29 protein-coding genes and 1 tRNA gene are annotated in these 26,394 nt (G+C 73.1%); 17 read left to right on the top strand and 13 right to left on the bottom strand.

Going from position 1 to position 26,394, the window contains the following annotated elements; genetic code table 11:
• Positions 1-125 precede the first annotated feature (125 nt).
• The 6 genes from KBB57_RS04165 to KBB57_RS04140 all read left to right on the top strand — a co-directional run bounded on the left by KBB57_RS04165 (position 126) and on the right by KBB57_RS04140 (position 5,491).
• Positions 126-902, top strand: a complete 777-nt coding sequence (locus KBB57_RS04165; protein ID WP_290747195.1) for a TonB-dependent receptor — start codon at positions 126-128, stop codon at positions 900-902.
• A gap of 94 nt (positions 903-996) precedes the next feature.
• A complete protein-coding gene (locus KBB57_RS04160; RefSeq protein WP_290747193.1) occupies positions 997-1,962 on the top strand; it encodes an alpha/beta hydrolase-fold protein in 966 nt (321 codons plus the stop codon).
• Complete coding sequence (locus KBB57_RS04155; RefSeq protein ID WP_290747191.1) at positions 1,959-2,846, top strand: siderophore ABC transporter substrate-binding protein; 888 nt, start codon at positions 1,959-1,961, stop codon at positions 2,844-2,846. Before KBB57_RS04160 ends, KBB57_RS04155 begins: the two co-directional genes overlap by 4 nt.
• Complete coding sequence (locus tag KBB57_RS04150) at positions 2,843-3,802, top strand: iron chelate uptake ABC transporter family permease subunit (protein ID WP_290747190.1); 960 nt, start codon at positions 2,843-2,845, stop codon at positions 3,800-3,802. The genes KBB57_RS04155 and KBB57_RS04150 overlap by 4 nt, the downstream gene beginning before the upstream one ends.
• Positions 3,803-3,854: 52 nt before the next feature.
• Positions 3,855-4,739: an iron chelate uptake ABC transporter family permease subunit gene (locus KBB57_RS04145; RefSeq protein WP_290747201.1), complete on the top strand. Its 885-nt coding sequence runs from the start codon at positions 3,855-3,857 to the stop codon at positions 4,737-4,739.
• Positions 4,736-5,491, top strand: coding sequence for an ABC transporter ATP-binding protein (locus KBB57_RS04140; RefSeq protein ID WP_290747188.1), 756 nt, complete (start codon positions 4,736-4,738; stop codon positions 5,489-5,491). The genes KBB57_RS04145 and KBB57_RS04140 overlap by 4 nt, the downstream gene beginning before the upstream one ends.
• Before the next feature lie 179 nt (positions 5,492-5,670).
• On the opposite strand, the gene KBB57_RS04135 is transcribed toward KBB57_RS04140, so the two are convergent.
• From KBB57_RS04135 to KBB57_RS04120, 4 genes are all read right to left on the bottom strand, one after another.
• Positions 5,671-6,729 carry a phosphotransferase gene (locus tag KBB57_RS04135; protein WP_290747186.1) on the bottom strand — a complete coding sequence of 353 codons (1,059 nt, stop codon included), beginning with the start codon at positions 6,727-6,729 and terminating at the stop codon, positions 5,671-5,673.
• Complete coding sequence (locus tag KBB57_RS04130; protein WP_290747184.1) at positions 6,726-7,922, bottom strand: acyl-CoA dehydrogenase family protein; 1,197 nt, start codon at positions 7,920-7,922, stop codon at positions 6,726-6,728. Before KBB57_RS04130 ends, KBB57_RS04135 begins: the two co-directional genes overlap by 4 nt.
• 11 nt (positions 7,923-7,933) lie before the next feature.
• Entirely contained in the window at positions 7,934-8,077 is a 144-nt protein-coding gene (locus tag KBB57_RS04125) for a hypothetical protein (protein WP_290747182.1), read from the bottom strand.
• A 274-nt stretch (positions 8,078-8,351) separates the two neighbouring features.
• On the bottom strand, positions 8,352-9,773 hold the full coding sequence (locus KBB57_RS04120) for an FAD-dependent oxidoreductase (RefSeq protein WP_290747180.1): 1,422 nt from the start codon (positions 9,771-9,773) through the stop codon (positions 8,352-8,354).
• A 47-nt stretch (positions 9,774-9,820) separates the two neighbouring features.
• On the opposite strand from KBB57_RS04120, the gene KBB57_RS04115 reads away from it, so the two are divergent.
• Positions 9,821-10,747 carry a DMT family transporter gene (locus KBB57_RS04115; protein WP_290747178.1) on the top strand — a complete coding sequence of 309 codons (927 nt, stop codon included), beginning with the start codon at positions 9,821-9,823 and terminating at the stop codon, positions 10,745-10,747.
• Positions 10,748-10,781: 34 nt separating this feature from the next.
• On the opposite strand, the gene KBB57_RS04110 is transcribed toward KBB57_RS04115, so the two are convergent.
• The 3 genes from KBB57_RS04110 to rbfA all read right to left on the bottom strand — a co-directional run bounded on the left by KBB57_RS04110 (position 10,782) and on the right by rbfA (position 12,404).
• Positions 10,782-10,858: transfer RNA gene (locus KBB57_RS04110), tRNA-Pro, on the bottom strand.
• Between the two features lie 56 nt (positions 10,859-10,914).
• On the bottom strand, positions 10,915-11,814 hold the full coding sequence (gene truB / locus KBB57_RS04105; RefSeq protein ID WP_290747177.1) for a tRNA pseudouridine(55) synthase TruB: 900 nt from the start codon (positions 11,812-11,814) through the stop codon (positions 10,915-10,917).
• Positions 11,815-11,993: 179 nt separating this feature from the next.
• Positions 11,994-12,404 (bottom strand): 30S ribosome-binding factor RbfA, encoded by a 411-nt coding sequence (rbfA, locus tag KBB57_RS04100; protein ID WP_290747175.1) that lies wholly within the window; start codon positions 12,402-12,404, stop codon positions 11,994-11,996.
• 61 nt (positions 12,405-12,465) lie between these two features.
• Between rbfA and dapB the strand changes: the two genes are divergently transcribed.
• The 6 genes from dapB (at position 12,466) to KBB57_RS04070 (ending at position 18,917) form a co-directional block, all read left to right on the top strand.
• Entirely contained in the window at positions 12,466-13,305 is an 840-nt protein-coding gene (gene dapB / locus KBB57_RS04095) for a 4-hydroxy-tetrahydrodipicolinate reductase (RefSeq protein ID WP_290747173.1), read from the top strand.
• A 409-nt stretch (positions 13,306-13,714) separates the two neighbouring features.
• Positions 13,715-13,924: a cold-shock protein gene (locus KBB57_RS04090; RefSeq protein ID WP_290747171.1), complete on the top strand. Its 210-nt coding sequence runs from the start codon at positions 13,715-13,717 to the stop codon at positions 13,922-13,924.
• A gap of 151 nt (positions 13,925-14,075) precedes the next feature.
• Positions 14,076-15,326 carry a multidrug effflux MFS transporter gene (locus KBB57_RS04085; RefSeq protein WP_290747169.1) on the top strand — a complete coding sequence of 417 codons (1,251 nt, stop codon included), beginning with the start codon at positions 14,076-14,078 and terminating at the stop codon, positions 15,324-15,326.
• On the top strand, positions 15,323-16,243 hold the full coding sequence (locus KBB57_RS04080; RefSeq protein WP_290747167.1) for a DMT family transporter: 921 nt from the start codon (positions 15,323-15,325) through the stop codon (positions 16,241-16,243). Before KBB57_RS04085 ends, KBB57_RS04080 begins: the two co-directional genes overlap by 4 nt.
• 288 nt (positions 16,244-16,531) lie before the next feature.
• A complete protein-coding gene (locus KBB57_RS04075; RefSeq protein ID WP_290747165.1) occupies positions 16,532-17,464 on the top strand; it encodes a pirin family protein in 933 nt (310 codons plus the stop codon).
• 370 nt (positions 17,465-17,834) lie between these two features.
• Entirely contained in the window at positions 17,835-18,917 is a 1,083-nt protein-coding gene (locus tag KBB57_RS04070; RefSeq protein WP_290747164.1) for a DUF2793 domain-containing protein, read from the top strand.
• Positions 18,918-18,983: 66 nt separating this feature from the next.
• Here the strand turns inward: KBB57_RS04070 and KBB57_RS04065 are convergent, their stop codons facing one another.
• From KBB57_RS04065 to pheS, 3 genes are all read right to left on the bottom strand, one after another.
• Complete coding sequence (locus KBB57_RS04065; RefSeq protein ID WP_290747161.1) at positions 18,984-20,129, bottom strand: glycosyltransferase; 1,146 nt, start codon at positions 20,127-20,129, stop codon at positions 18,984-18,986.
• 194 nt (positions 20,130-20,323) lie between these two features.
• Positions 20,324-20,722: a DUF2513 domain-containing protein gene (locus KBB57_RS04060; RefSeq protein ID WP_290747159.1), complete on the bottom strand. Its 399-nt coding sequence runs from the start codon at positions 20,720-20,722 to the stop codon at positions 20,324-20,326.
• Entirely contained in the window at positions 20,719-21,801 is a 1,083-nt protein-coding gene (gene pheS / locus KBB57_RS04055) for a phenylalanine--tRNA ligase subunit alpha (RefSeq protein ID WP_290747157.1), read from the bottom strand. The genes KBB57_RS04060 and pheS overlap by 4 nt, the downstream gene beginning before the upstream one ends.
• 141 nt (positions 21,802-21,942) lie before the next feature.
• Between pheS and dapA the strand changes: the two genes are divergently transcribed.
• Positions 21,943-22,830: a 4-hydroxy-tetrahydrodipicolinate synthase gene (gene dapA / locus KBB57_RS04050; protein ID WP_290747155.1), complete on the top strand. Its 888-nt coding sequence runs from the start codon at positions 21,943-21,945 to the stop codon at positions 22,828-22,830.
• A gap of 119 nt (positions 22,831-22,949) precedes the next feature.
• The gene (locus KBB57_RS04045) at positions 22,950-23,060 is read left to right on the top strand and encodes a ribbon-helix-helix protein, CopG family (protein ID WP_290747153.1); all 111 of its coding nucleotides are present in this window, start codon (positions 22,950-22,952) and stop codon (positions 23,058-23,060) included.
• Between the two features lie 483 nt (positions 23,061-23,543).
• On the opposite strand, the gene KBB57_RS04040 is transcribed toward KBB57_RS04045, so the two are convergent.
• The 3 genes from KBB57_RS04040 to KBB57_RS04030 form a co-directional block, all read right to left on the bottom strand.
• Positions 23,544-24,071 carry a DUF2939 domain-containing protein gene (locus KBB57_RS04040; protein ID WP_290747151.1) on the bottom strand — a complete coding sequence of 176 codons (528 nt, stop codon included), beginning with the start codon at positions 24,069-24,071 and terminating at the stop codon, positions 23,544-23,546.
• Between the two features lie 89 nt (positions 24,072-24,160).
• Positions 24,161-24,289, bottom strand: a complete 129-nt coding sequence (locus tag KBB57_RS04035) for a hypothetical protein (protein WP_290747149.1) — start codon at positions 24,287-24,289, stop codon at positions 24,161-24,163.
• A gap of 81 nt (positions 24,290-24,370) precedes the next feature.
• On the bottom strand, positions 24,371-25,108 hold the full coding sequence (locus KBB57_RS04030) for an STAS/SEC14 domain-containing protein (RefSeq protein ID WP_290747148.1): 738 nt from the start codon (positions 25,106-25,108) through the stop codon (positions 24,371-24,373).
• A gap of 67 nt (positions 25,109-25,175) precedes the next feature.
• On the opposite strand from KBB57_RS04030, the gene smpB reads away from it, so the two are divergent.
• Positions 25,176-25,649, top strand: coding sequence for an SsrA-binding protein SmpB (smpB, locus tag KBB57_RS04025; protein ID WP_290747146.1), 474 nt, complete (start codon positions 25,176-25,178; stop codon positions 25,647-25,649).
• A 292-nt stretch (positions 25,650-25,941) separates the two neighbouring features.
• Positions 25,942-26,394, top strand: a complete 453-nt coding sequence (locus tag KBB57_RS04020; protein WP_290747144.1) for a hypothetical protein — start codon at positions 25,942-25,944, stop codon at positions 26,392-26,394.

The following is a 26,394-nucleotide window of genomic DNA, read 5'->3' as shown; positions in this document are numbered from 1 at the left end:
CTCCTCCACCCCCGCGTGCTCAGTCCCGCCCGCCATGCCCAGCCTCCGCTCTTGTGCATGGCAGACTAAACGCTTCGATTCCCGAGAGGAATCCCCTCCCGCGGAATCAATCATGCGGATTCGGTATGACCGAGGCGCTGACGCTGAAGGGCGGCTGGTCCACCGGCTTCAAGTCGCCGACGCTCCTCGAGATGACGCCCGCCTGGATGCAGATCTCCTGCGGCGGCGGCTGCTACCTGGTCGGCAACGAGGATCTGGACCCCGAGGACAGCGACAGCTTCGAGGTCGGCCTGCGCTACGAGCAGGGGCCGCTCAGCGGCAACATCACCGCCTTCCGCAACGACATCGACGACATGATCCAGTTCCCGCCGGCGCGCACCAACGACATCGCGCTGGCGCCGACCTACGACAACTTCGTCGGCTTCAACGCGGACGGCCTGCCGATGTTCGCCTACCAGAACATCGAGAGCGCCCGCACCCAGGGCGTGGAGATCGCCGCCTCGTACGAGATCAACGACGACTGGACCGTGGGGGCGAACTACACCTACCTCGACGCCAAGAACACCACCGACGGGCTGGACGCGCCGCTCGCCTACCAGCCGGAGCACAGCGCCAACCTGGCGATCGACTGGCGGGCGACCGAGAAGCTGAACCTCAACCTCACGGTCTCCTACAGCGGCTCGCAATACACCTACGTGCCCACCAACGGCGACATGGAATTCGCCCACAAGGTCAAGGCCTACACCACCGCCGACATCCTCGCGAGCTACCAGATCAACGACAACTTCAGCGCCCGGCTCGGCGTGCTGAACCTCGCCAACGAGGAGATCACCCGCGAGGTCTCGGACGACTTCAACGTCGAGGGCCGGCGCTACTACGCCTCGCTCACCGGGCGGTTCTGAGGCTCGGCGACACGACCACGCGCGCGGCCCGCGCCGCGCGTTAACCTCTCTTGCCGTCCGGTGAACAGCGGTGAAAAAATACAATAATTTCAATTTGCTGACCCCATCTAACACACGTGTTAGACGGGCCGCCCGGCTCACCGGGAGGTCCCTGGCGCCGAAGCTCGCCGCGCTGCTGCTCACAGCCCTGCCCCTCGCCGCGCCCGTCGCGGCGCGGGCCGCCGAGCCCGAGCCGGTCGGCGCGGCCGCCGCGGTGACCGTGCCGGGCGCGGAGGTCTTCGACATGACCTCCGTCGCCTCCGGCCGGCGCTACCGCATCTTCCTCTCCCTGCCGAGCCTGCCGCCCCCTCCGGGCGGCTACCCGGCGCTCTACTACCTCGACGGCAACGCCACCTTCCTGACCGCCGCCGAGGCGGTGCGGCTCCAGACCCGCCCGCCCAAGGGCTTCGGCCCGGCGGCGACGGTCGGCGTCGGCTACGCGACCGACCAGCCCTTCGAGACCACGCTGCGCTATTTCGACTACACCACCCCCGCCGATCCCGCGACGCTCAGGCCCCGCGGCAACGGCGAGCCCTACCCCGAGGTCGGCGGCGCCGACGTCTTCCTCGCCTTCCTGGAGGACGAGCTTTTTCCAGAGATCGCCCGGCGCGTCCCGGTCGATCCCGGGCGACGCACCCTGACCGGCCATTCGCTGGGCGGGCTCCTCACGCTGCACGCCTTCCTGACCCGTCCGGACCTCTTCGCGACCTACGTCGCCGGCAGCCCGTCGATCTGGTGGAACGACGGCGAGATCCTCGGCCGCGCCGCTTCCTTCGCCGCCGATCCCCCCGACCTCTCGGGACGGCGGCTCTTCATCGGCGTGGGCGGGGACGAGCTCGACCACATGGTCGCCGAGGCGGGCCAGATGGCCGCTGCCCTCGCGCCGCTCGAGGCCGCGGGCCTCGCCCTCTCCACCCAGGTCTTCGCCGGCGAGGAGCACATCACCGTGCTCCCCGCCCTGATCAGCCGCAGCGTCGGGGTCTCGCTTGCCCCCGACGCCAACCAGGAGACGCCACGATGACGTTCCGCTTCGCGCTTGCGCTCGCGCTCACCGCCTTCTCGCCGGCCTTCGCCGATACCGTCGCCATCGCCACCGCCCGCGGCCCGGCCGAGCTCGAGCGCGCCCCGGAGCGGGTGGTGGTCTTCGACATGGCGGCGCTCGACACGCTGGACGCGCTCGGGGTCGCGCCCGTCGGCGCGCCGGAAAAGCTCTACGTCTCCTATCTCGACCATGTGCGCGCGGCGCCGGTCGGAACCCTCTTCGAGCCGGACCTCGAGGCGGTCGCCGCGCTCGACCCCGACCTGATCGTGGTCGGCGCCCGCTCCGCCGCGCAATACGACGCGCTGGCGCAGATCGCGCCGGTCATCGACATGAGCGTCGGCGACGACACGCTGCTCGCCGACGCCCGCGCCCGCATCGAGGCCTATGGCGCGCTCTTCGGCCGCGAGGCGCAGGCGGCCGAGCTGGCCGCCTCGCTCGACGCGGAGATCGCCGCCGCCCGCGAAGCGGTCGCGGGCCACGGCGACGCGCTGGTCCTGATGACCAACGGGCCGAAGATCTCGGTCTACGGCCCCGGCTCGCGGTTCGGCTGGGTCCACGCCGCGCTCGACCTCCCCGCCGCCGTGCCGGACATGACCGCCGCGACCCATGGCGAGGCGGTGTCCTTCGAGTTCGTCCAGCAGGCCGATCCCGACTGGCTGCTGGTCATCGACCGCTCCGCCGCGATCGGCGAGTCCGCCGACGCGGCTCGCGCCACGCTCGACAACCCGCTGATCGCCGACACCACGGCGTGGAAGCAGGGCCAGGTCGTCTATCTCGACGCCGCGCCGATCTACGTCGCCGGCGGCGGCGTCCGCTCGATCGCCGGGACGCTGGCGGATCTCTCGGCCGCCTTCGCGCGATGACCAACGCCGGCCGGGGGCGGCTCACCATCGCCGCGCTCGGCCTGCTCTGCCTCGCGAGCCTCGCCGTCGGGGTCGGGGACATGCGCCTCGGCGCCCTCGGCCAGGATCCGCGGAGCGACCTCCTGTTCTTCGCGAGCCGGGCGCCGCGCACCATCGCGGTGATGCTGACCGGCGCCTCGATGGCGGTGGCCGGGCTCGTCATGCAGGTGATCGCCCGCAACCGCTTCGTCGAGCCCACCACCGCGGGCGCCGGCGAGAGCGCGGCGCTGGGCCTGCTCCTCGCCACGCTGTTCCTGCCCGCGGCGTCGCTCCCCGCCCGCATGGCGGTGGCGACCGGCATGGCGCTGGCCGGGACCGCGCTCTTCCTCGCCGTCGCGCGCCGCCTGCCGCCCGCCCAGCCGCTGCTCGTGCCGCTGGTCGGGCTCGTCTATGGCGGGATCATCGGCGCGGTCGTGACCTTCATCGGCTACGAGACCGACCTGCTCCAGTACATCGCCGTCTGGGTCAACGGCGAGTTCTCCGGCGTGCTGCGCGGCCGCTACGAGCTGCTCTGGCTCGGCGGCGCGCTGGCCGCGCTCGCCTACGCCTTCGCCGATCGCCTGACCATCGCCAGCCTCGGCCGCGAGGCGAGCCTCGGGCTCGGCCTCAACTATCGCGCCATGGAGGCGCTGGGCCTCGGCGTGGTCGCCATGACGACCGCGGCGGTGGTGGCGACGGTGGGCATGGTGCCCTTCCTCGGGCTGGTGGTGCCCAACCTCGTCAGCCGGGTCATGGGCGACAACCTGCGCCTCAGCCTGCCTTACGTGGCGGCGGTCGGCGCCGGGCTGACGCTCGCCTGCGACCTGATCGGGCGGATCGTCCGCTATCCCTACGAGATCCCCGTCGGCACGGTCCTCGGCGTCGTCGGCGCGGCGCTGTTCCTGTGGCTGCTGCTCGGGAGGGAGCGGCGTGCCTGAGCGCCGGCTCCTCCTCCTCGGCGCGCTCCTCGTCGTCGCCGGCGTCGCCTTCATGACCCTCGGCGCGAAGGGCAGCTGGTCGTTCCTGCTGCCCCTGCGCGGCGCCCGCCTCGCGGCGCTGGCGCTCGTCGGCGCGGCCGTCGGGGTGGCGACCGTGCTCTTCCAGACCGCGAGCGGCAACCGCATCCTCACGCCCTCGATCATGGGCCTCGACGCCCTCTACCTGCTGATCCAGTCGGCGCTGGTCTTCGCCCTCGGCGGGATCGGCTACGCCGCGCTCGATCCGCGGCTGAAGTTCCTCGCCGAGACGGCGGGGATGATGGCGGCCGCCGGGCTCCTCTTCGCCGGGCTGCTCGGGCGCGGCCGCAGCGACCTGCACCGGATGCTGCTCGTCGGCGTGATCTTCGGGGTGCTGTTCCGCAGCCTGTCGAACCTCGTCCAGCGCCTGATCGACCCGAACGAGTTCGCCGTGCTCCAGGGCGCCTCCTTCGCCCGGTTCAACGCCGTGGACGGCGAGCTGCTCGCGGCGAGCGTCGCGCTCTCGGCCATCGCCTTCGCGCTGGCCTGGGTCTGGCGGCGCGAGCTCGACGTGGCGGCGCTGGGGCGCGAGGCGGCCGTCACGCTCGGGGTCGAGCACGAGCGGCTGATCCGCCGCACGCTGCTCCTCGTCGCGCTGCTGGTCTCGGCCTCCACCGCGCTGGTCGGGCCGGTCGCCTTCCTCGGCCTCCTGATCGCGAGCCTCGCCTACCTGGTGATCGGGGCGCCGCGCCATGCGCTGATCCTGCCGGCGGCGGCGCTGATCGGCGCGCTGACGCTGGTCGCCGGCCAGACCGTGTTCGAGCGGCTGCTCGGCCTCGCCGGGACGCTGAGCGTCGTCGTGGAGTTCGCGGGCGGGCTGCTCTTCCTGTTCCTCCTGCTGCGAAAGCGCGCCGCATGATCGAGATCGAGGGCGTCAGCCATGCCATCGGCCGCCGGCCCATCCTGCGGGACGTGACGCTCGCCATCCCGCGCGGCGGGGTGACGGCGCTGATCGGGCCGAACGGCGCCGGCAAGTCGACGCTCCTGTCGCTGATCGCGCGGCTGATCCCCCTGCGGACGGGGCGCATCACCGTCGACGGCCTCGACGTGACGCGCACGCCCTCGCGCGATCTGGCGCTGAAGCTCGCGGCCCTGCGCCAGGACACCAGCATCGCCACGCGGCTGACGGTGCGCGACCTCGTGGGCTTCGGCCGCTATCCCCGCAGCCGCGGCCGACCCGGCCCGGCGGACGCGGCCGCGGTGGCCGAGGCGCTGGCGCGGTTCGAGCTCGACAGCCTCGCCGGCCGCTTCCTCGACGAGCTCTCGGGCGGCCAGCGGCAGCGGGCGCTGGTCGCCATGACCTTCGCGCAGGAGACCGACTACATCCTGCTCGACGAGCCCTTGAACAATCTCGACATGGTCTTCGCCCGCAGCCTGATGCGCCGGCTGCGCGACCTCGCCGACGACCACGGCCGGACGATCGTGGTGGTGGTCCACGAGATCAACTACGCCGCCGCCTGGGCCGACCGCATCGTCGCGCTGCGCGAGGGCCGGGTGGTCGGCATCGGCCCGCCCGACGAGATGATCGCCCCGGGCCCCCTCCGCGCCGCCTTCGGCGCGGACATCGAGGTGGCCGAGGTCGCCGGCCGGCGGGTGGCCCTGCATCACTGAAGCCGCCCGGCCCGAGCCCGATGACTCGCATAGCTCGGGCGGTCGGCCGCCGGCGTCGCGGCTCGGCCCTGCGCCAACCTTTATTCCGGATTTGATTCAATGGCTTGATCCTGTCGCACTGTGCGACATCTTCCTGGCGGGGCCGCCTTGCCAAAGGCGGCCCCGCCAGGATGGCTCCGTCAGCCCCCCGCCGACGCCTGATGGCGCAGGGCGAACTGCCAGCCGAGCTCCGCCAGCGGCGTGGCCTTCTCTCCGGTCTCCACGGCGTCGGGGGCGGCGGCGTTGCCCTCGCGGGCGCGCCGCGCGATGCCCTGCAGGATCGCCGCGAGCCGGTAGAGGTTGTAGGCGAGGTAGAAGTCCCAGTGCTCGATCCGCCCCGCTCCTGTCGCGCCGGCGTACCAGCCGACGTAGGTCGCCTCGTCGGGGATGCCGAGGGCGGCGAGGTCGAGGCCGCCGATGCCGCGCCAGACGCCCGCCGGGATGTGCCAGGAGAGGCAGTTGTAGGAGAGGTCGGCGAGCGGGTGGCCCAGCGTCGAGAGCTCCCAGTCGAGAAGGCCGATCGCCCGCGGCTCGGTCGGGTGGAAGACGAGGTTGTCGAGGCGGTAGTCGCCGTGGACGAGCGCGGTCGCGTCGCCGGGCGGGACGTGCTCCGGCAGCCAGTCGGCGAGGGCGTCGAGCGCGGCGATGCGCGCCTCCCCCGGGCGATGGTCGCGGATCTGCCGGCCCCAGCGGTCGATCTGGCGGGCGAAGTAGTTGCCGGGGCGGCCGTAGTCGCCGAGGCCCACGGCCTCGGGATCCACCGCATGCAGGGCGGCGATCACCCGGTTCATCTCGCGGTAGACGGGCGCGCGATCCGCGCGCGGGACGCCGGGCAGCGACTGGTCCAGGAACACGCGGCCGTCGAGGAAGTCCATGACGTAGAACGGCGTGCCGACGATGCCGGCGTCCTCCTCGTAGAAATGGGCGACGGGGACCGGGACGTCGGTGTCGCGCAGGGCGACGATCACCCGGTACTCGCGGTCGATGGCGTGGGCCGACTTCAGGAGCTCGCCCGGCGGCCTCTTGCGCAGGACGAAGCGGCGCGGCCCGGCGTCGAGGCGGTAGGTCGGGTTCGACTGGCCGCCGGTCAGGCGCGTGACCGCGAGCGGCTCGGCCCCGATCATGCCGCGGTCGCGCAGGAGCGCGGCGAGGGGCGCAGGGTCGAGGTCGGCGCGGGGCGGGGTGAGCGTCCCGGTCATGACCAGCGCCAGAAATCGTCGCCTTCCTTCATCAGGAAGCGCGAGAGCACCATCTTGTGGACCTCCGAGGCGCCGTCGACGAGGCGGGCCTGCCGGGCGTAGCGGTAGATCCATTCGAGCGGGGTGTCCCTGGAGTAGCCGCGCGCGCCGTTCAGCTGGATCGCGAGGTCGACGGCCGCATGCAGCGTCTCGGAGACGACGACCTTGGCCATCGACACCTCCTTGCGCGCGAAGCTGCCCTGGTCGAGCGCCCAGGCGGCGCGCATGGTCAGCAGCCGGCCCATCTCGATCTGCATCGCCGCCTCGCCGAGCTTCGTCTGCACCGTCTCGCGGTCGATCAGGCGGATGCCGCCGGAGTCGCGCCGCTCCACGTAGTCGCGGGCGATGGCGAGCGCGCGCTTGGCGAGGCCGAGCCAGCGCATGCAATGGGTGAGCCGCGCGGTCCCGAGGCGGATCTGGGTGAGGCGCAGGCCGTCGCCGACCTCCATCAGCCGGTTCTCGTCCGGGATCTCGAGGCCGTCGAAGACGATCTCGCAATGGCCGCCGTGCTCCTCCGGGCCCATGATCGGGATGCGCCGCAGGATCTCCCATCCGGGCTGGTCCTTGTGGAAGAGGAAGGCCGAGAGGCCGCGGCGCGCGTCGTCGGAGGTGCGGGCGATTAGGATGAAATGCGCCGCGCCCTCGGCGCCGGTGATGAACCATTTCCGACCATGGACGCGCCAGGCGTCGCCGCGGCGCTCGGCCCGGGTCCGCATCATCGAGGGGTCGGACCCGGAGCCGGGGGCGGGCTCGGTCATCGCGAAGGCGGAGCGGACCTTTCCGTCGACGATGGGTTGCAGCCAGCGCGCCTTCTGGGCCTCGGTCGCGACCTTCTCCAGCACCATCATGTTGCCGTCGTCCGGCGCGCAGGCGTTGAAGCAGGCAGGGCCGAAGATCGAGTAGTTCATCTCCTCGTAGAGCGCGGCCATGCCCACGACCGGCAGGCCGAGGCCGCCGCGGGCGCGCGGCATCTGCGGCGCCCAGAGGCCGGCGGCGCGGACCTTGTCGCGGAGCGCGCGGAGTACGGCCTCGGAGATGTTCTCGTGGTCGTCGCGGGCGGCGGGGTCGGTCTCGACCGGCAGGATATGCTCGCGGACGAAGGCGCGGACCTTGAGGCGGGTCGCGTCGATCTCGGGGGAGAGGGCGAAGTCCATGGGTCGGGCCCTCAGGGGTGCCGGCGCGCGTCGAGCGCCGCGTGGAGGCGGGCGCGGGCGATTTGGCGCGCAGGGGGCGCCGTCACGCCGCCGCGGACGCCGGCGAGATCGCGCCAGGCCGCCCCGAAGGGTCGCCGCAACTCGGTGACGCGCATTGGCCTCCTCCCCGCAGATCTGCGCCCGGGCTTCGGGGGCGAGGATGACGGCGGCGCCGCGGGTTGTCGAGCCGCGGGCGCGAGGCGGCGGCCACCGCGCGGCTCCTCGCCCGGTGACCTGACACCGGGCAGCAAGGTGGCCGGGCAGGGCCAGCGGCGATCGCTTGCCTTTCCTGCGGGGCGCCTGCGCTCCAGGAACGCGACGTGGCGCTCTGCGGCCGACAACTGCCGCGGAGTTCCTGGATCTGGTCGCGTCGCAGGTCGAGCCCCGTGATCAGCGAGCCCTTGTGGCGGTTGCCCGGTGATCTGCGAGGGACCATCCCGGGGGGAGGGTCGGGGTCTCGCCGGCGGCGAAGGCGGCGACGAGGGCGGCGGCCTGCGGGGCGGTGGCGAGGCCGGTGCGGAAGCCGCCGGTGGCGACGAGGGTTCGCTCGCAGCCGGGCAGGCGGTTGAGGAGCGGGTCGGGCCGGGCGCCGCGGGGGCGGAGGCCGGCCCAGCGCTCGGCGACCGGGGCGGCGGCAAGGGCGGGGCAGAGCGCGCGGGCTCGGGCGAGGAGGGCGTCGAGGCGGGCGTCGGTGGTGTGGGGTGCCTCCCAGGCGGGCTCGGCGGTGGCGCCGACGGCGACGCCGTCGGGGCGGGGGACGATCCAGAGGTCGTCGGCGTGGAGGATCGGCGCGCCGGGCGGGGCGGCGGCGGCGAGGAGCGCGGCCTGGCCCTTGACGGCGGCGAGGGGGAGCCCGGGGGCGAGGCGGGCCGTGCCGGCGCCGGCGGCGAGCACGACGAGGCCGGCGGCGATGCGCTCGGCGCCGGAGCGGAGCGCGCCGTCCTCGACCGCGGTGACGGGCCAGCCGCGGCGGATGACCCCGCCGCGGGCGCGGAGCGCGGCGGCGAGGGCGGCGACGGCGGCGCGGGGGACGAGGCGGGCGGACAGGGTCTCGCGGACGAGGCCGGCGGGCGCGGCGGCGGGATCGAGCCAGCCGGGGAGGGCGTCGGCGGCGACGACCTCCCAGGTCGGGCGGGGATCCCCGGGCCCGCCCTGCCCGAGCGTGGGGTCGGACGACGGCAGAAGCCGGGCGGCGCCGAGGCCGGAAGCCGCGGCGGGGTCGCGGAGCGTGTCGGGCCGGGCGAGGTCGAGGGGCGCGGCGCCGCCGCGTGGCGCCTCCCGTGCGGCGTGTGCGGATGCCGACGCCGGTGCGGCGTGTGAGGAGGCCGCCGCCGGTGCGGCGAGGTCGGGTGGCGTCGCGGGCGCGGCGGGGTCGCCTCGCGTTCCGGGCCAGGTGGGCGCCTCCGGGGCGCGAGCGCCGTCGGCGGGGGACGGGCGCTCCCGGGCTGGCCAGTGGCGGGCGGCGGCGGCGCCGGCGGCTTCGGCGCGGGCGCGGGCGGCGGGGTCGCGGAGGGGCAGGGCGCGGCCGGTTGCGGCGTAGCCGGGATCGAGGCCGCCCTCCGCGGCGACGGCGGCCCAGAACGCGGGGGCGGCGGCGAGGGCGACGGCCTGCGCGGCCTTGCGGGCCGACCAGGGATGCGGGGCGTGGGGCGCGAGCGCGCCGACGAGGCCGCCGCTCGCCCCGGCCCCGGGCGCCGCAGCGTCGACGACCAGGACGGAGAGCCCGGCGCGGGCGCAGAGGAGTCCGGCGGCGAGGCCCCAGGCTCCGGCGCCGGCGACGAGCACGTCGGGGGATGCCGGGGCCTTTCGCATTCCGCGTGCCGTCCCTATGCTCCGCGCCTCATCGGAGAGGATAGAGCATGGACCGCCCGCCGGGGCAAATCGCGGGCGAGCCGCCGCGGGGCGCGCTGGCGGGGGACAATCCCCGGCTGGGTATCGCGCTGATGATCGTCACCTCGGCGATCTTCGCGGCGCAGGACGGCGTGTCGCGCCACCTCGCCGCGCATTACAGCGTGATGACCGTGGTCATGCTGCGCTTCTGGTTCCTCGCGGGCTTCGTCGTCGTCGTGGCGGCGGCGCGGGGCGGCGGGGTGATGCGGGTGGCGCGGACGCGCCAGCCGTGGCTCCAGGCGTTCCGGGGGGTGCTCCTCGTCTTCGAGATCTGCGTGACCGTGCTCTCCTTCGTCGTGCTCGGGCTGATCGAGACGCACGCGATCTTCGCGATCTATCCGCTGCTGGTCGCGGCGCTGGCCGGGCCGGTGCTCGGCGAGTACGTCGGCTGGCGGCGGGCGACGGCGATCGCGGTGGGGCTCGCCGGCGTGCTGGTGATCCTGCGGCCGGGGGTGCGGGTGTTCAGCGTCGAGGCGCTGATCCCGTTCGTCGCGGCGCTGATGTTCGCGCTCTACGGGCTCCTGACCCGGCTGGCGGCGCGGCAGGACAGCGCCGAGACCAGCTTCTTCTGGACGGGCGTCGTCGGGGCGGCGGCGATCACCTGCGTCGCGCCGTTCTGGTGGACGCCGATCCGCGGCGCGGCGGACATGGGCTGGATGGCGCTGCTCTGCGTGGGCGCGACGGCGGGGCATTTCCTGCTGATCAAGGCCTACGAGGTGGCGGAGGCCGGGGTGGTGCAGCCCTTCGCCTATTTCCAGCTGGTCTTCGTCGCGGTGATCGCGGTGACGCTCTTCGGCGAGCGTCTCGACCCCTGGACGATGGCCGGGGCCGGCCTGATCCTCGCGGCGGGGCTCTACACCCTCGGCCGGGAAGCCCGGACGGCCCGGCGGCGGTGACGGGGAGGCGCGCTCGAGGGATATGCGGGGGATCTGGTCGGAGTGAGAGGATTCGAACCTCCGACCCCCTGCTCCCGAAGCAGGTGCGCTACCAGGCTGCGCTACACTCCGAACCGGGCGCTCCATAACGCGGTTGCGGGGGCGGCGCAACCGCGGTTTCGGCGGGCTCAGTCGAAGACGAAGACGCGGGCGGGGTGGAAGGCGCCGGCGGCGACGCGGCCGAGGGCGACGGGGCGGGAAGCGGCGCTGGTCCAGGCTTCCGGCGCGTCGGGCGCGTCGACCGGGACCGCCATGCCGCGGGAAAGGGCCGCCGCGGCGGGGGCGTCGACGGGGATCTCCGGCAGGCCGGCGAGGCCGGCGGCGACGGGCAGGAGGCGGGCGTCGAGGTCGGGGCTGCGGGCGAGGCGCTCGAGCGTGGCGAGGTCGAGGGCGGCGGCGAGGTCGAAGGGGCCGGCGCGCAGGCGGCGCAGCCAGGCGACGTGGCCGAGGCAGCCGAGCGCCGCCCCGAGGTCGCGGGCGACGGCGCGGACGTAGCCGCCCTTGCCGCAGGTCATCTCCAGGACGGCGGTGTCGGTGTCGGGGATCTCGACGAGGTCGAGGCGGGCGACGTGGAGCGGACGGGGCGCGAGCTCGGGGGCCTCGCCGGCGCGGGCGAGCTCGTAGGCGCGGCGGCCGTCGACGTGGACGGCGGAGACGGCGGGCGGGATCTGGAGGATGTCGCCGGTGAAGGCGGGGAGCGCGGCGCGGATCGCGTCCGGCTCGGGGCGGAGGGGGCTCGTCGCGACGACGGCGCCTTCGGCGTCGTCGGTGGCGGTGGCGGCGCCCCAGCGCACGGCGAAGCGGTAGGTCTTGTCGCGGCCGGTCGCCCAGGCGGCGGTCTTGGTCGCCTCGCCGAGCGCGATGGCGAGGACGCCGGTGGCGGCGGGGTCGAGCGTGCCGGCGTGGCCGGCCTTGCGGGCGGCGAGCGCCCAGCGGGCCTTGGCGACCATGGCCGCGGAGGAGGGGCCGGCGGGCTTGTCGAGGACGAGCCAGCCGTGGACCGGCCGGCCGGACTGGCGGCGCGCCATGGGAAATGTCTCCGCCTAGGGCCGGGAGATCGCCGGGACGCGGCGCCGCGTCATGCCGAAGTGTTCGCCTGCCCGCGCTAACACGCGTGTTAGCCGGATCAACCTACTATAATCGCTCGGATATTCTGGTGTCATCAAGCCTTTGGTCACGAAGGTTGACGAGAGGTTCCGCACGGGGCTCAGTCCTCGGCGAGGTCGCGGCTGACGGCGGGCGAGCGCAGGAGGGCGCGGGTGCGGTCCATGCGGTCGAAGCTCTCGTCGGCGCGGAAGCTCAGCTCGGGCGAGAAGCGCAGGTCGATGCGGCCGGTGACGAGGCGGCGCAGCTCGGCGCGGTTGCGGTTCAGCGCGGCGACCACGCTCTCGGTGTCGACGCCGCCGAGGGGCAGCACGTAGGCGGTGGCCTGGCGCAGGTCGGGCGAGGCGCGGACCTCGGAGACGGTGATCGAGGCGCGGCCGAGGTCGGGGTCGTGGACGTCGCCGCGGGCGAGGATCTCGGAGAGCGCGCGCCGGATGACCTCGCCGACGCGAAGCTGGCGCTGCGACGGCGCGCCGCCGCCGGCGGGCGCGCCCGGATTGCGGTTCCTGGACATCGGATTGACATCCACCCCCGCTCCCTCGAAGTCAAGGTCGGCCCGGAACGGGGAGGCAGGGATGACGGAGACGGTCGGGATCGCGGTGCTCGGGGCCTCTGGGCGCATGGGGCGGATGCTGACGGAGACGGTGCTGGCGACGCCGGGGGCGCGGATCTCGGGCGCGACGGAGCGGCCGGGGCACCCGTGGATCGGGCGCGACCTCGGGGAGGCGATGGGCGGGGCGCCGCTGGGCGTGGTGGTGACGGACGAGGCGATCGAGGCCTTCGCGGTGTCGCAGGCGGCGCTCGACTTCACCGCGCCGGCGGCGACGGTCGCCCATGCCGAGCTCGCCGCGCAGGCGCGGCTGGTGCATGTGGTGGGCACGACCGGGCTCGAGCGGGAGGACCTGGAGAAGCTGGCCGCGGCGGCCCGGCATGCGGTGATCATGCGGGCCGGCAACATGAGCCTCGGGGTGAACCTGCTGACGGTGCTGATCCGCAAGGTGGCGCAGGCGCTGGGGGCCGACTGGGACGTCGAGATCCTCGAGATGCACCACCGCCACAAGGTGGACGCGCCCTCCGGCACGGCGCTGATGTTCGGGGAGGCGGCGGCGGCGGGGCGGCGGGCGAACCTCGCCGACCTCGCGGTGCGCTCGCGCGACGGGCAGACCGGGCCGCGGCCGGAGGGGGCGATCGGCTTCGCCACGCTGCGCGGCGGCGACGTGGTGGGCGAGCACGATGCGATCTTCGCCAGCGCGGGCGAGCGGGTCGTGCTGCGGCACGTCGCGACCGACCGGGCGATCTTCGCCCGCGGCGCGGTGCGGGCCGCCCTGTGGGGGCAGGACAAGGAGCCGGGGCTCTACGACATGATCGACGTGCTGGGGCTGCGCGAGCCGGGCGCGGAGGCGCCGGAGCGGTAGGGGGCGCCCGGGGGGCCGTTTGCGGGCCGGGGCGCCGCTCCGGGAGGCGTCCCGGAAAATGTCCCACCGTGTGACGTGGAACAAGCCTTTGGATTAATTGATGAATAAAAAGTTGGTGATTTTATTGCGCGGCGCGGCGCTCCTCGAGTGGGGGCGATGACGACTGCCGCCCGGAGGTATGGCGCCCCTGTCGGCGGCGGGGCGGCGGAAATCGCCCGAATGCGCCGCCGGCGGCCCCGGTGATCGCCGTCCGGGTTGCCTTTCGGGTCAGGTTCAAGTATCGGCGTCGCCGGTAGCGCCGCCCCACGTGAACTCTCTGCTCGTCTTCCGGCCGGTCAGATGTCTCGAAACTGGTCGGACTGCCCGAGCCGCCGCATGTTGCGGGCGGGACGATCGGAGAGACGACTGAATGGCGACCGGAACGGTGAAATGGTTCAACGCCACCAAGGGCTTCGGGTTCATTCAGCCCGACGCTGGCGGCAAGGACGTGTTCGTGCACATCTCGGCCGTGGAACGTGCCGGGCTGCGTGAGCTGCCCGACGGTACCAAGGTGAGCTACGAGCTCGAATCGGGGCGCGACGGCCGCACGTCGGCGGGTCGCCTGGCCCTCATCCGCTGAGCGCGCTCCGGCGCGCCAGCGCCGGACCCGCGGTCGCGAAGCCCGGCCCGGCGCGGCCGGGTTTTTTTTCGGAGCGACGTCCGGGGCGCGGGACCCGGCGCCGCTCGATGAGGGCGGGCGCATGATCCGCCAAAAGGGAAGCTGAAACGCCATGGCGACGCAGACCGGCTCGGGAACCGCGCGCAGGGCCGCGGTCTGGCTGGACCGGCGGACGCCGCCGCACGTCGCCACGCTCGTGCTGATGACCGGGCTGTCGGCGCTCAACATGAACATGGTGCTGCCGTCGCTGCCGAGCCTCGCGAAGGCCTACGGCGCGGAGTACGGCGTCGTGTCGCTGACGGTCTCGGCCTATCTGGGGCTGACGGCGGTGTTGCAGCTGGCGATCGGGCCGCTCTCGGACCGCTACGGACGGCGGCCGGTGATGCTCGGTTGCTTCGCGGTGTTCCTCGTCGCCACGCTCGGCTGCGCCTTCGCGCCGACGATCGAGATCTTCCTCGGCTTCCGCATGGCGCAGGCGACGGTCGCCTCGGCCTTCGCGCTGTCGCGGGCCATCGTGCGCGACATGGTCGGCACGGAGGAGGCGGCGAGCCTGATCGGCTACATCACCATGGGCATGTCGCTGTCGCCGATGGTCGCGCCGGTGATCGGCGGCTTCGTCGACCAGGCCTTCGGCTGGCGGGCGGTGTTCGGGCTGACCTTCGTGATCGGCGTCGCGGTCACCGCGCTGATCTGGGCCGACCAGGGCGAGACCAACGACACGCCGTCCGAGAGCCTGACGGCGCAGTTCCGCGCCTATCCCGAGCTGTTCCGCTCGTCGCGGTTCTGGGGCTACACCGCGACGGCGACCTTCGCCTCGGGGGCGTTCTTCGCCTTCCTCGGCGGCGGGCCGCTGGTGGCGAGCGAGTTCCTGCACATGGGCCCGGCCGAGGTCGGGGCGCATTTCGGGGTGATCGCCATCGGCTATCTGGTCGGCAACTTCCTGTCGGGCCGGTTCGCCGCGCAGGTCGGGCTCAACCGGATGATGCTCTGCGGCGGCGTGGTGGCGAGCGCCGGCATGGCGCTGGCGCTCGGGCTCTTCGGGCTGGGGGTGCAGACGGCGAGCACGTTCTTCGGCACGATCGCGCTCGTCGGCGTCGGCAACGGCCTGCTGCTGCCGAGCGCCAACGCCGGGATCGTCTCGGTGCGGCCGCATCTGGCGGGCTCGGCCTCGGGGCTCGGCGGCGCGCTGATGATCGGCGGCGGCGCGGCGCTGTCGGTGCTGGCGGGGGCGATGCTGTCGCCGGCGACCGGCGCCTGGCCGCTCCTGTGGCTGATGTTCGCCTGCTCGGTGGCGAGCGTCGCGACGACGCTCTGGGTGATGCGGGTCGCCCGGCTGCGGGCGGCGCAGGGCGTCCCGCGATGAGGCCGCCCGCCAGCCGGGCCGAGAACCTGCGCGGCGCCGCGTTCATGGGCGCCTCGATGGTCGGGTTCTCGCTCAACGACGCGCTGATCAAGACGCTGGCGGACGACCTGCCGCTCTTCCAGGCGGTGTTCCTGCGCGGGATCTTCGCCTCGCTCTTCGTCGGCAGCCTCGCCTGGGGGCAGGGGGCGCTGCGCTTCCGGCCCGGGGCGCGCGACCGGCGGCTGATCGCGCAGCGGAGCTTTGCGGAGATCCTCGGCACGGCCTGCTTCCTGACCGCGCTCTTCAACATGCCGATCGCCAACGCCACGGCGATCCTGCAGTCGGTGCCGCTCGCGGTGACGCTGGGGGCGGCGGCGTTCCTCGGGGAGAGCGTCGGCTGGCGGCGCTATGCGGCGATCGCGGTGGGGTTTCTGGGGGTGCTGGTCATCGTGCGGCCGGGGTCGGACGGGTTCACCGCCTATGCGCTGCTGGTGGTGGCGACGGTGTTCCTGGTCGTGCTGCGCGACCTGTCGACGCGGGCGCTGTCGCCGGACGCGCCGGCGGCCTACGTGGTCTTCGTGACCTCGCTGGCGATGACCGCCGCCTTCGGCGTGGCGGCGCTCGCCACCGAGTGGCGTCCCGTGGCGCTCGCGCATCTCGCGGTGCTGGCGGCGGCGGCCGGAGCGCTGCTGGTCGGCTACGTGTTCGGGGTGAACAGCATGCGGACCGGCGAGATCGGCTTCACCCAGCCGTTCCGCTACACGCTGATCCTGTGGGCGATCCTGTTCGGCATCGTGCTGTTCGGCGAGTGGCCCGACGCGTGGATGCTGGCGGGGAGCGCCATCGTCGTCGGGGCGGGCATCTTCACGCTGCGCCGGGAGCGGCGGCGGGGCGCGGCGCCGGCGCTGGCGGCGAGCGAGGCGGCGATGGCGGACTAGCGCGGGCGTGTTCACGCGTGAAAATTTCCTAAGCTATTGATTTCACTTGAGTGGCTAATGTGAGCTGAACGCTGGCCGCGCCCGCTCACGGGCAAGGATCGACCCGCGGCGACGCATCGCCTCACGGCGGCGTCCGCCGGTTGACATGCGCAGGTCAACCCGCTCGACGCGGAGCGGCCGGGGCGGGGAGGGCGTCCGGCAGCCTCGCGGGGCGCGGCGGCGAGGCGGGCCGGGGTTTACCTCGCCGCGACGGGGGCGCAGTCTGGGGCCGATCCTGAGGAGAGGCCGATGAGCTGGAACCCGACCGCAGATCCCGTCTGCCCGAGCGTCGCCGAAATGGACAGCATCGAGACGCTGATCGTGCCGCGCGCCCGCGACCTCGGCGATTTCGAGGTGCGCCGGGCGCTGCCCGCCCCGAAGCGGCAGATGGTGGGGCCCTTCATCTTCTTCGACCAGGCCGGGCCGGCGGAGTTCGTCACGGGCCAGGGCGTCGACGTGCGGCCGCATCCGCATATCGGGCTCGCGACCGTGACGTATCTGTTCCGGGGCGAGTTCCACCACCGCGACAGCATCGGCTCGGACCAGGTGATCCTGCCCGGGGCGGTGAACTGGATGACCGCCGGCGAGGGCGTGACGCATTCGGAGCGGACCAGCGAGGAGACCCGCAAGCGGCCGCATTCGCTCTTCGGCATCCAGACCTGGGTGGCGTTGCCGGAGGCGGCGGAGGACGCGCCGGCGAGCTTCGAGCATCAGGGCAAGGACGTGCTGCCGGAGATCGAGGCCGAGGGGGCGACGGCGCGGCTGATCCTCGGTACGGCCTGGGGGCGGCGCTCGCCGGTCGCGGTGTCGAGCGAGATGTTCTACGCCGACGTGACGCTGGCGCCGCACGCCCGCGTGCCGCTGCCGGACGACCACGAGGACCGCGGCGTCTACATCGTCAGCGGCAGCGTGGCGATCAGCGGGCAGGAGTTCGAGGCGGGGCGAATGATGGTGTTCCGCCCCGGCGACCGGCTGGCGATCGCGGCGGGGCCGCAGGGGGCGCGGCTGATGCTGCTCGGCGGCGCGACGCTGGGGGGGCCGCGCTACATCTGGTGGAACTTCGTCGCCTCGTCGATGGAGCGGATCGAGGCGGCGAAGGCGTCGTGGCGCTCGGGCGACTTCACCCACGGCCGCTTCCGCCTGCCGCCGGGGGACGACGAGGAGTACATACCGCTGCCGTAGGGGCGGGGGCGGGGGTGCGCCGCCGCGGCCGGGCGGCGCTGGCCGCCGGGCCATGCGCCGGTCGCTGCGGCGGGCTTCCGCCGATCGGCTCGCGCGGGCGCTGGGGCCCGCGTCCGCCGGGCGGCTCGCGCGGGCGCTGAGGCCGGCCTCCGCCGGACGGCTCGCGCGGGCGATGCGGCCGGCTTCCGCCGGACGGCTCGCGCGGGCGCTGAGGCCCGCGTCCGCCGGGCGGCTCGCGCGGGCGATGCGGCCGGCTTCCTCCGGACGGCTCGCGCGGAAGATGCGGCGTGCGCTGGTCGGGCGATCCGGGCAACCCGGGTCGGGCGCGTGATAGGGACGGGCCCCAGCATCGCAGGAGGCGCGTCGACCCGTGGACACATCCCCGAACCTCAGCCTGTCCTTCCTGGCGCCCGCCCAGGCGCAGAAGCACGTGACGGTCAACGAGACGTTCTTCGAGCTCGATTCGCTCGTGCAGTGCTCGGTCCTCGCCATGAACGTGGCGACCCCGCCGGCCGGGGCGGTGGACGGCCAGCGCTATCATGTCGGGGCGAGCCCGACCGGCGCGTGGAGCGGCCGGGCGGGAAGCATCGCCTCGTGGCGGAACGGCGGCTGGGCCTACAGCGTGCCGAAGGCGGGGTGGCGGGTTTACGACGTCGCCACCGACCGGCTGCTGGTGCGCAACGCCGCCGGGGCGTGGATCGCCGTCGGCGGCGCGCCGACCGAGCTCCAGAACGTGACGCGGCTCGGGATCGGCGCGGCGGCGGACGCGGCGACGCCGTTCGTGGCGAAGCTCAACGACGCGCTCTGGAACGCGCGGGCCACCACCGAGGGCGGCACCGGCAGCCTGCGGCTGTCGCTGAACCGGCAGGCGGCGGACAAGGATGCGGGCTTCGCGTTGCAGACCAACTTCGTGACGCGGGCGGTGGCGGGCCTCTTCGGGTCGAGCCGGTTCCGGGTCTCGGTCTCGGCGGACGGGGCCACGTTCCGGGATGCGCTCTCGGTCGACGACGCGACCGCGATCGTCGACCAGCCGCGGCTGCCGCGGTTCAAGGCCTCGACGAACTTCGACAACTACGTGGCCTTGGACACCTGGACGAAGATCGCCGTCAACACCGCGGAGTCGAACGACCAGGCGGCGTTCGACCCGGCGACCAACCGCTTCCGCGCGCCGGTCGCCGGGTTCTACGCTCTCGGCGCGACGCTCCTGCACCGGATCAACTCCAGCACCAACGCCAAGATGCGCGGGCGGCTGGTGAAGAACGGCACGACGGAGATCCCGGGCTCGATGGGCGAGATCTCCGGCGCCCACGTCACCCTCGCCACGGCCTTGTGGATCCAGACGGTGGCCCCGCTCGCCAAGGACGACACGGTGGAGCTACAGGGCTTCTACCGCGGCGCGGACGGCTATTTCGCGGCGAACCACACGAGCTTCTGGGGTTACAAGGTCGGCTGAGCCGGCCTGCCGCCCTCGGGGCCGGCAGGCCCCTTCGCCCCCTTCGCCGGCGGGTCCGGCAGGTCCCTACGCCGGCGGGTTCGGCAGGCCCATCGTGTCGCGGACGAGCTGGCGGGAGCGCTCGCGGTCGAGATGGGCGCGGGCGTGCTCGCGGGCGGCGGAGCCCAGCCGGCGGGCGAGGGGCGGGTCGGCGAGGAGGCGCGCCATCGCCTCGCCCATGCCGGCGACGTCGCCCTCCTCGACGAGGAGGCCGGTCCGGCCGTCGATCACGTGCTCGGGGATGCCGCTGTGCCGCGTCGACACGGTGGCGAGCGCCGAGGACATCGCCTCGGCGATCGCGGTCGGGAAGCCCTCGATGTCGCCGTTCGGCGCCGTCATCGAATGCTGCGCGAAGATGGAGGCGCGGCGCATCAGCTCCGCCACCGCGTCGTGCGGCAGCGAGCCGTGCAGGGTCACCCGCCCGTCGAGCTTGTGCGCGGCGATGGCCTCGCGGCAGCTTTCGGCCAGCGGGCCGTCGCCGACGATGTCGAGCCGCGCCTCGGGGAAGCGGCCGGCGATGCGGGCGAAGGCCTCGATCGTCAGGTGCGGGGCCTTCTTGTCGACGAGACGGCCGACGGCGAGGAGGCGGTTCGGGTCGGGCTCGCCGGGCTGGAAGCGGTCGACGAGGACGCCGCTCGCGTTCACCCGGATCAGCCCCGGCGGGCAGCCCATCGCCACGACCCGGTCGGCGATGGCCTGGGAGACGCAGAACACCCCCTTCACCTGGGCGAAGAGCTTGCGGTAGCGGCGCTGCATGTGGCCGCGGGTGGCGGTCACGGAGGCGTCCATGCCGCGGAAATAGACGTAGAGCGGGATGCCGAGGGTGCGGCAGACGTCGGCGACCATCACCGCGGAATAGCCGAACTCGCCGAGCACCCGGTCGACCTTGTGCTCGCGGAAGAAGGCGGTCAGCCGCATCCGGTCGTCGTAGCCGAGCGAGGGGCCGTACTTGCGGCGCAGGCGCTGCACGACGTGCTTCAGCCGGGCGTCGAGCCGGCCGAAGGCCACGGGCTCGGGCGCCATGTGGCTGAGGACCGGCAGGCCGTACTGCTCCGCGCCGCGGCTCTCGCGGCAGACGAGGACGGTGTCGCCGGGCGCGAGGGTGCGCACGTGGTCGGCGATGAAGGTCTCGGAGACGGCGTCGAAGCTGGTGGCGACGAGGGCGAGGGTCATGCGCCCGCCTCCGGACACGCTGCTGGCGCTGCGCTGGCGCGCGCACTCGGGATGCTGGTCACGACGGGCACCGCTCACTCATGGCACGCCGCGTCCTCTAGCGCGGGCGGGCCGCGCGATCAACCACGCGCCGAGCAGGACGGTTAGCTGTGCCCGACCAGCCCTCCAGCGTCCGCATGGCGAGCCAAACCCCGTTATATTTCTAAGCCCGTGTGCTGCTCTAGCTTTTTCTTTGCGATAGCAAAGGCAATTCTCTTCACAAGCTCCAATGTAAAACTTCCACCAGCCTCTTCAACTTTGCTTTTTGTCTCTTCCCAGACGCCACTGTCGCGAATTGCATCGAGATAGTCGTGGCCTACCCACGTAATCTCAAAATATACAAAGTCATGATCATCAGATTTCCTTAATATAAATCCAGCGTCCTTAAGTTTATCTATCTGATACAACTCTAGAGGAGATAGCTTGGTATCGAGGGAAAAACCGTCCTCTTCATAATGGCTCACGCGCTCGTAGTGACCGATTGGGTACCACGGATGCTCCGATGCCTCCGCCCTCAAAAGCAGGTCTCGGATAACATCAAGATCTCGCCTCAACGACTGATGCCGCCCTGCAACGTCGGCACGTCGAGGGCGGCGAAGCCGTAGTGGCGGAGCCAGCGCAGGTCGCTGTCGAAGAAGGCGCGCAGGTCGGGGATGCCGTATTTCAGCATGGCGATGCGGTCGACGCCGAGGCCGAAGGCGAAGCCCTGCCACTGGCCGGGGTCGACGCCGGCAGCGGCGAGGACCTTGGGGTGGACCATGCCGGAGCCGAGGATCTCCAGCCAGTCGTCGCCCTCGCCGATCTTGAGCTGGCCGTCCTTCCACGAGCAGCGGATGTCGACCTCGGCCGAGGGCTCGGTGAAGGGGAAGTGCGAGGCGCGGAACTTGAGCTCGACGCCGTCGACCTCGAACATCGCCCGGCAGAACTCCTCGAGCGTCCACTTGAGGTTCGCCATGGTGACGTCCCGGTCGATGGCGAGGCCCTCGAGCTGGTGGAACATCGGCGTGTGGGTCTGGTCGTAGTCGGCGCGGTAGACGCGGCCCGGGGCGATGACGCGGATCGGCACGCCCTGGCCTTGCAGCGCGCGGATCTGCACCGGCGAGGTGTGGGTGCGCAGCACGTGGGGCGGGCGGTTGTCGCCGTCGGCGCGGGCCATGTAGAAGGTGTCGTGCTCCTGCCGCGCCGGGTGCTCGGGCACGATGTTGAGCGCGTCGAAGTTGTGCCAGTCGTCCTCGACCTGCGGGCCCTCGGCGACGGCGAAGCCGAGGTCGGCGAAGATCGCCGCCATCTCGTCCATCACCTGGCTGATCGGGTGGATCGTGCCCTGCGCCGCCGGGCGCGGCGGCAGGCTGACGTCGAGCCATTCCGCGGCGAGGCGGGCGGAGAGCGCGGCGTCGGAGAGCGCGGCCTTGGCGGCGGCGAGCGCCGAGGCGATCTCGTCGCGGAGCGCGTTCAGCGCCGGGCCGGCGACCTGGCGCTCCTCCGGGCTCATCGCCCCGAGGCCGCGGAGCGCGAGCGCCACCTCGCCCTTCTTGCCGATGGCGGCGAGGCGGACCTCCTCGAGCGCGGCCTCGTCCGCCGCGGCGGCGATGGCCGCGAGGTGTTTCGCGCGCAGCTCGGCGACGTCGTCCATGGGCTCCCTCCGGTCGGGCGGGAGCCCTACCATACGGCCGCCGGATTGCAAGCGCGCGGCCCCCTGCGCGCGCCCCTCCGGCTTGCGGGCGGGCGGGGTTGCGACTAGGGTCGCGGGCGCTCCCTGATCCCGAGGCCCCCCATGTTCCGAGGCTCCATCCCCGCGCTCATCACCCCCTTCGCCGGCGGCAAGGTCGACGAGGCCGCGCTGGTGAAGCTCGTCGAGTGGCAGATCGCCGAGGGCAGCCACGGGCTGGTGCCGGTCGGGACCACCGGCGAGAGCCCGACGCTGACCCACGAGGAGCACGAGCACGTCATCGAGGTGGTGGTGCGGACCGCCCGCGGCCGGGTTCCGGTGATCGCCGGCGCCGGCTCCAACAACACCGAGGAGGCGATCCGGCTTATGCGCTTCGCCCGCAAGGTCGGGGCCGACGCGGCGCTGGTGGTGACGCCCTACTACAACAAGCCGAGCCAGCGCGGGCTGTTGCGGCACTACAAGGCGCTGCACGACGCGGTGGAGCTGCCGATCTTCATCTACAACATCCCCGGCCGGTCGGTGATCGACATGGCCCCGGCGACGATGGGCGAGCTGGCGCGGCTGCCGCGGATCGTCGGCGTGAAGGACGCGACCGGCGACATCGGGCGGGTCTCCGACACGCGGATCGCCTGCGGGCCGGACTTCATCCAGCTCTGCGGCAACGACGACATCGCGCTCGGCTTCAACGCCCATGGCGGGGCGGGCTGCATCTCGGTGGTGGCCAACATCGCGCCGCGGCTCTGCGCCGAGTTCCAGGACGCGATGCGCGCCGGCGACTACCGCCGCGCGCTCGCCTATCAGGACCGGCTGATGCCGCTCCACCGCGCGGCCTTCGCCGAGCCCAACCCCTGCCCGACCAAGTACGCGCTGTCGGTCCTCGGCGTCTGCGAGGAGGAAGTGCGCTCGCCGATGGTGACGGTCGAGGAGCCGACCCGGGAGAAGGTCCGCGCCGCGCTGCGCCATGCGGGGCTGGTGAGCGAGGTCGCCGCCTGACGGCCGGCCCGGGCGGGAGGACGCGCCCGGGTTCCGCTAACGAGGTCTCCGCGTTCACTGTCGGCCGTCGGGCGACCTTTGGTCGCGGAGTTCCATCGGACGCTGACAGCGGAGCAGCCGTGCGCGCCTGGGTCGATCTCGAAGACGCACGGGTCGCGGCCCTCGACCAGCTCGCGAAGCGGCTTGGCCGCTCGCGCGCGTCGGTGCTGCGTGAGGCGGTGAACGAATAGCTGCGACGGCATGGGCCGGGCGAGAGGGCGAAGCGTTCGGCCTCCGGGGCAAGGCCGCGACGGAAAGGCCGACGTCTCAAACCGGAACGGGTTCATCTGTTCCGGATTGACAGGCCCGGTACTGTCGAAGTGGTAGGTGGGCAAGCGATCGAGGGCGGTCTGGAAATCCACTTGCTTTGCGCGCAAATGTATTTCGAAATATTTTGAATATGAACGGTGAAAATCATTGCATCGTTATCAGCGCCGCATTTCGCGGCGCCGCTTGACTCACTTTGCAGTTCCGCCGTCCCGGCGCCAGCCGCCCCGCGTCGAGCCGGGTGACATGCGCATGTCACCCGGCAGGCGCCGTCGCGGGAGGGACCTCGCCGCTCGGGAGCGGCGGAGACGCCGGGAGCAGGTCGGGACTGAATTGCCGCAACATGTTTCAGCGCGCGCGGATGGTGAGGCCGCTCACGCCGGGCGGCTCCTCCGGCCAGCTCCGCGTCAGCGTGCGGCCAGCTCCAGCCCGGCCTCGGGCAGCTCGACGCCGGCGAGCTTCCAGGCGTAGCCGTCGCGGCGGAAGACGAGCGCCGCCTCGGCCGGAGCGTCGCGGCGGGCGACGCGGAAGGTCGAGAAGCCGTCGCGGTCGATCGCGAGCTCGCCCTCGGCGCCGAAGCCGCCGAGGGGCGCGGCGCCGCCCCGGGCGGGCTCGGCCGCGAACATCATCCGCAGGCCGGCAGGCGAGACCAGCCCGTCGACGAGCGGGTCGATCATCGCGACGCCGAGCGCCGCGCCGAGGGCGGCCGCGCCGTCCGGTTGGGCGGCGGCCTCGGCCAGCATCGCGGCGGCGAGCTCCGACTTCAGGCTCTCGCGCAGCGCCGGAAAGTCGACATGCGCGGCCAGCGCCGCCGGGTCGCGCGCCGCGGCCGCCGCGCGCATCTCGCGCAAGGTCCACCATGGCGAGGCGATCGCCCAGACCGCCCCCGCCACCAGAAAGGCGAACGCCGCCGCCGAAAACGAGCCCCCGCGCATCGCGCCCCCTCACCCTTTTCCCCGGCGGCAGGGTAGCGCGGGCGCGCGGCGGAGCGTGAGGGCGCAGGCGTTACCCGGTTAAGCGCCGCTCACCACGGATAGGTCCGGCCGTCGTGGTTGGGGAAGCTGCCGGTCCGCGACAGGTCGAGCCCCGCGAGGAGCCGGCGCATGTTCCCCACGCTCTCCTCGACGCGGAGCGGCGCCGAGGCGCCGCCCATGTCGGCGCGGGCGCGGTCCGGCCTTCGCCGGCGGGCGGGCGCACGCGCCGGAGGCCGCGGCTGGCCGAGGGGAGGGGGCCATCAGGCGGCCTCCGGCGCCGAGATCCAGTCGCGGGCGGCGGCGAGGGCGTCGGTCGGGAAGACCCGCACCTCGCCGGGGATCAGCGGCGCGAAGACCCGGACGGAACGGGCGATCCAGTCGATGTCGGTGACGATCGCCACCCGCTCGAAGTCGCTCCAGTGCGTCAGCCCGAGCCGGGCGTCGGCGAGGACGGCGCCGGCGCTGTAGCCGAAGTCCGGCCCGACGAGGTAGAGGAGCTTCAGCTTCGGCCGGAGCCTGAGGCGCGCCTCGATCAGCGGGCGCAGCGTCTCGGCGTAGTCGCGCGCGGTGATCTCGCCGGCGGCGGCGATGCCGAGCACGTCGTCGGGCAGGCCCTCCATCACCCTGAGCCCGCCCGGCGCGGCGATCCAGGCGAGCGCGTCGTCGAGCCCGGAGGCCGGGAAGTGCCGGATCTCCGCCGAGACGAAGAGCCCGGCCACCTTCGGGCCGAAGTCGAGCAGGCGCGAATCGGAGACCAGGGCGATCTTCTCCACCCGGGCCGCGTGGGTGCGCACGAAGTCGAGATGCGCGAGGAAGCCCGCGAAATCCGCCCAGCCCGGGAAGGCGGGCGCGTGGATGACGAGGTTGATCCGGCCGCCGTCGGCGGCGGCGCGGGCCTCGAAGCGGCGGCCGAGCTCGGCGAAATCCTCGCGGGTGAGCCCGCCCGACGGCTCGACGACGAGCGCGTGGCGGGCGGGGTCGTCGGAGATCCTCAGCATGGCGTCCTCTCCCCGCGGCGGACGCCGGCTGGACAGGCGCCGCCGCCGGTCCTACATGCGGACCGCCATGGCCGAAAAGCAACCCCGCCCCGTCAAGCTCGTCGCCGAGAACCGGCGGGCGCGCCACGACTACTTCATCGAGGACGACCTCGAGGCGGGGATCGTGCTGGAGGGCTCGGAGGTGAAGTCGCTGCGCACCGGCAAGGCGAACATCGCCGAGAGCTATGCGAGCGTCGAGGGGGGCGAGCTGTGGCTGATCAACGGCTACATCCCCGCCTATTCCCAGGCCAAGGCCTTCGGCCATGACGAGCGCCGCCGCCGCAAGCTGCTGGTGTCGAGGCGCGAGCTGGCGAAGCTGTGGCAGGGGACGGCGCGCGAGGGGATGACGCTGGTGCCCCTCAGCCTCTACTTCAACGAGAAGGGCCGGGCGAAGCTGAAGCTGGGCGTCGCCAAGGGCAAGAAGGCCCCCGACAAGCGCGCCACCGAGGCCAAGCGCGACTGGCAACGCCAGAAGGCCCGCCTGATGCGCGAGCGCGGGTGATCCGTTTCGGGCTGGCGGCGCAGGACGTTCCCCCGAAGGATCGCAGCGGCACGCCGGCCGGAGGGGCGCGACGGCGCGGGAGGGAGACCCCGCCCTTGCCTTCCGCGCACGGCGCTCCTGAGGCGAACGCCTTGCCCCGACGGTCGGCCCTCGTCCGGCGCAGCTCCCGAGGTCGTGTGCTGGACAGATCGCGGGGATCGGCCTATCGCTCCCGCGACGGGAGCCGCCGGCGCCCCGCGCTGCGCTGGAGCTTGAGCTTGCCCGACATCGACGCTGCGCGCGGAGGCGCCTGATGGAGCACCCGGCGATGAACCCCGCGGCCCCGCATCACCTGCCCGGCTTCGTCGCCGGCCCCGGCCAGTCCGACTGGCTGATGACGGTGATGCTGGTCTTCCTGCTCGTCGCGGTGATCTCCGTCGGCCTCGTCTACCTCAAGCTCCACGCGCTGCCCGAGCACATGGCGCACCGCACCAACAAGGTGCAGCTCCAGTTCGTCGCCGTGCTCGCGCTGCTCGCGCTCGTCACCCACAACCACGTGTTCTGGATCGCCGGCCTGCTGCTCGCCATGGTCGACCTGCCCGACTTCTCGACGCCGCTGAACTCCGTCGCGCTCTCCCTCGAGCGCATGTCGGGGCGCGACCGCGCGCCCGGGCCGGCGTCGCGCTGGAACGACCTGCTCTCCGACGACCTCTCCGACCTGCCGGCCGCGCCGCCCCCCGCCGACCCGAAGGGCCCGGAGGCCTGA

The organism is Amaricoccus sp. (assembly GCF_017993425.1).
GTDB lineage: Bacteria > Pseudomonadota > Alphaproteobacteria > Rhodobacterales > Rhodobacteraceae > Amaricoccus.
This window is presented reverse-complemented; position numbering and strand designations above follow the sequence as displayed.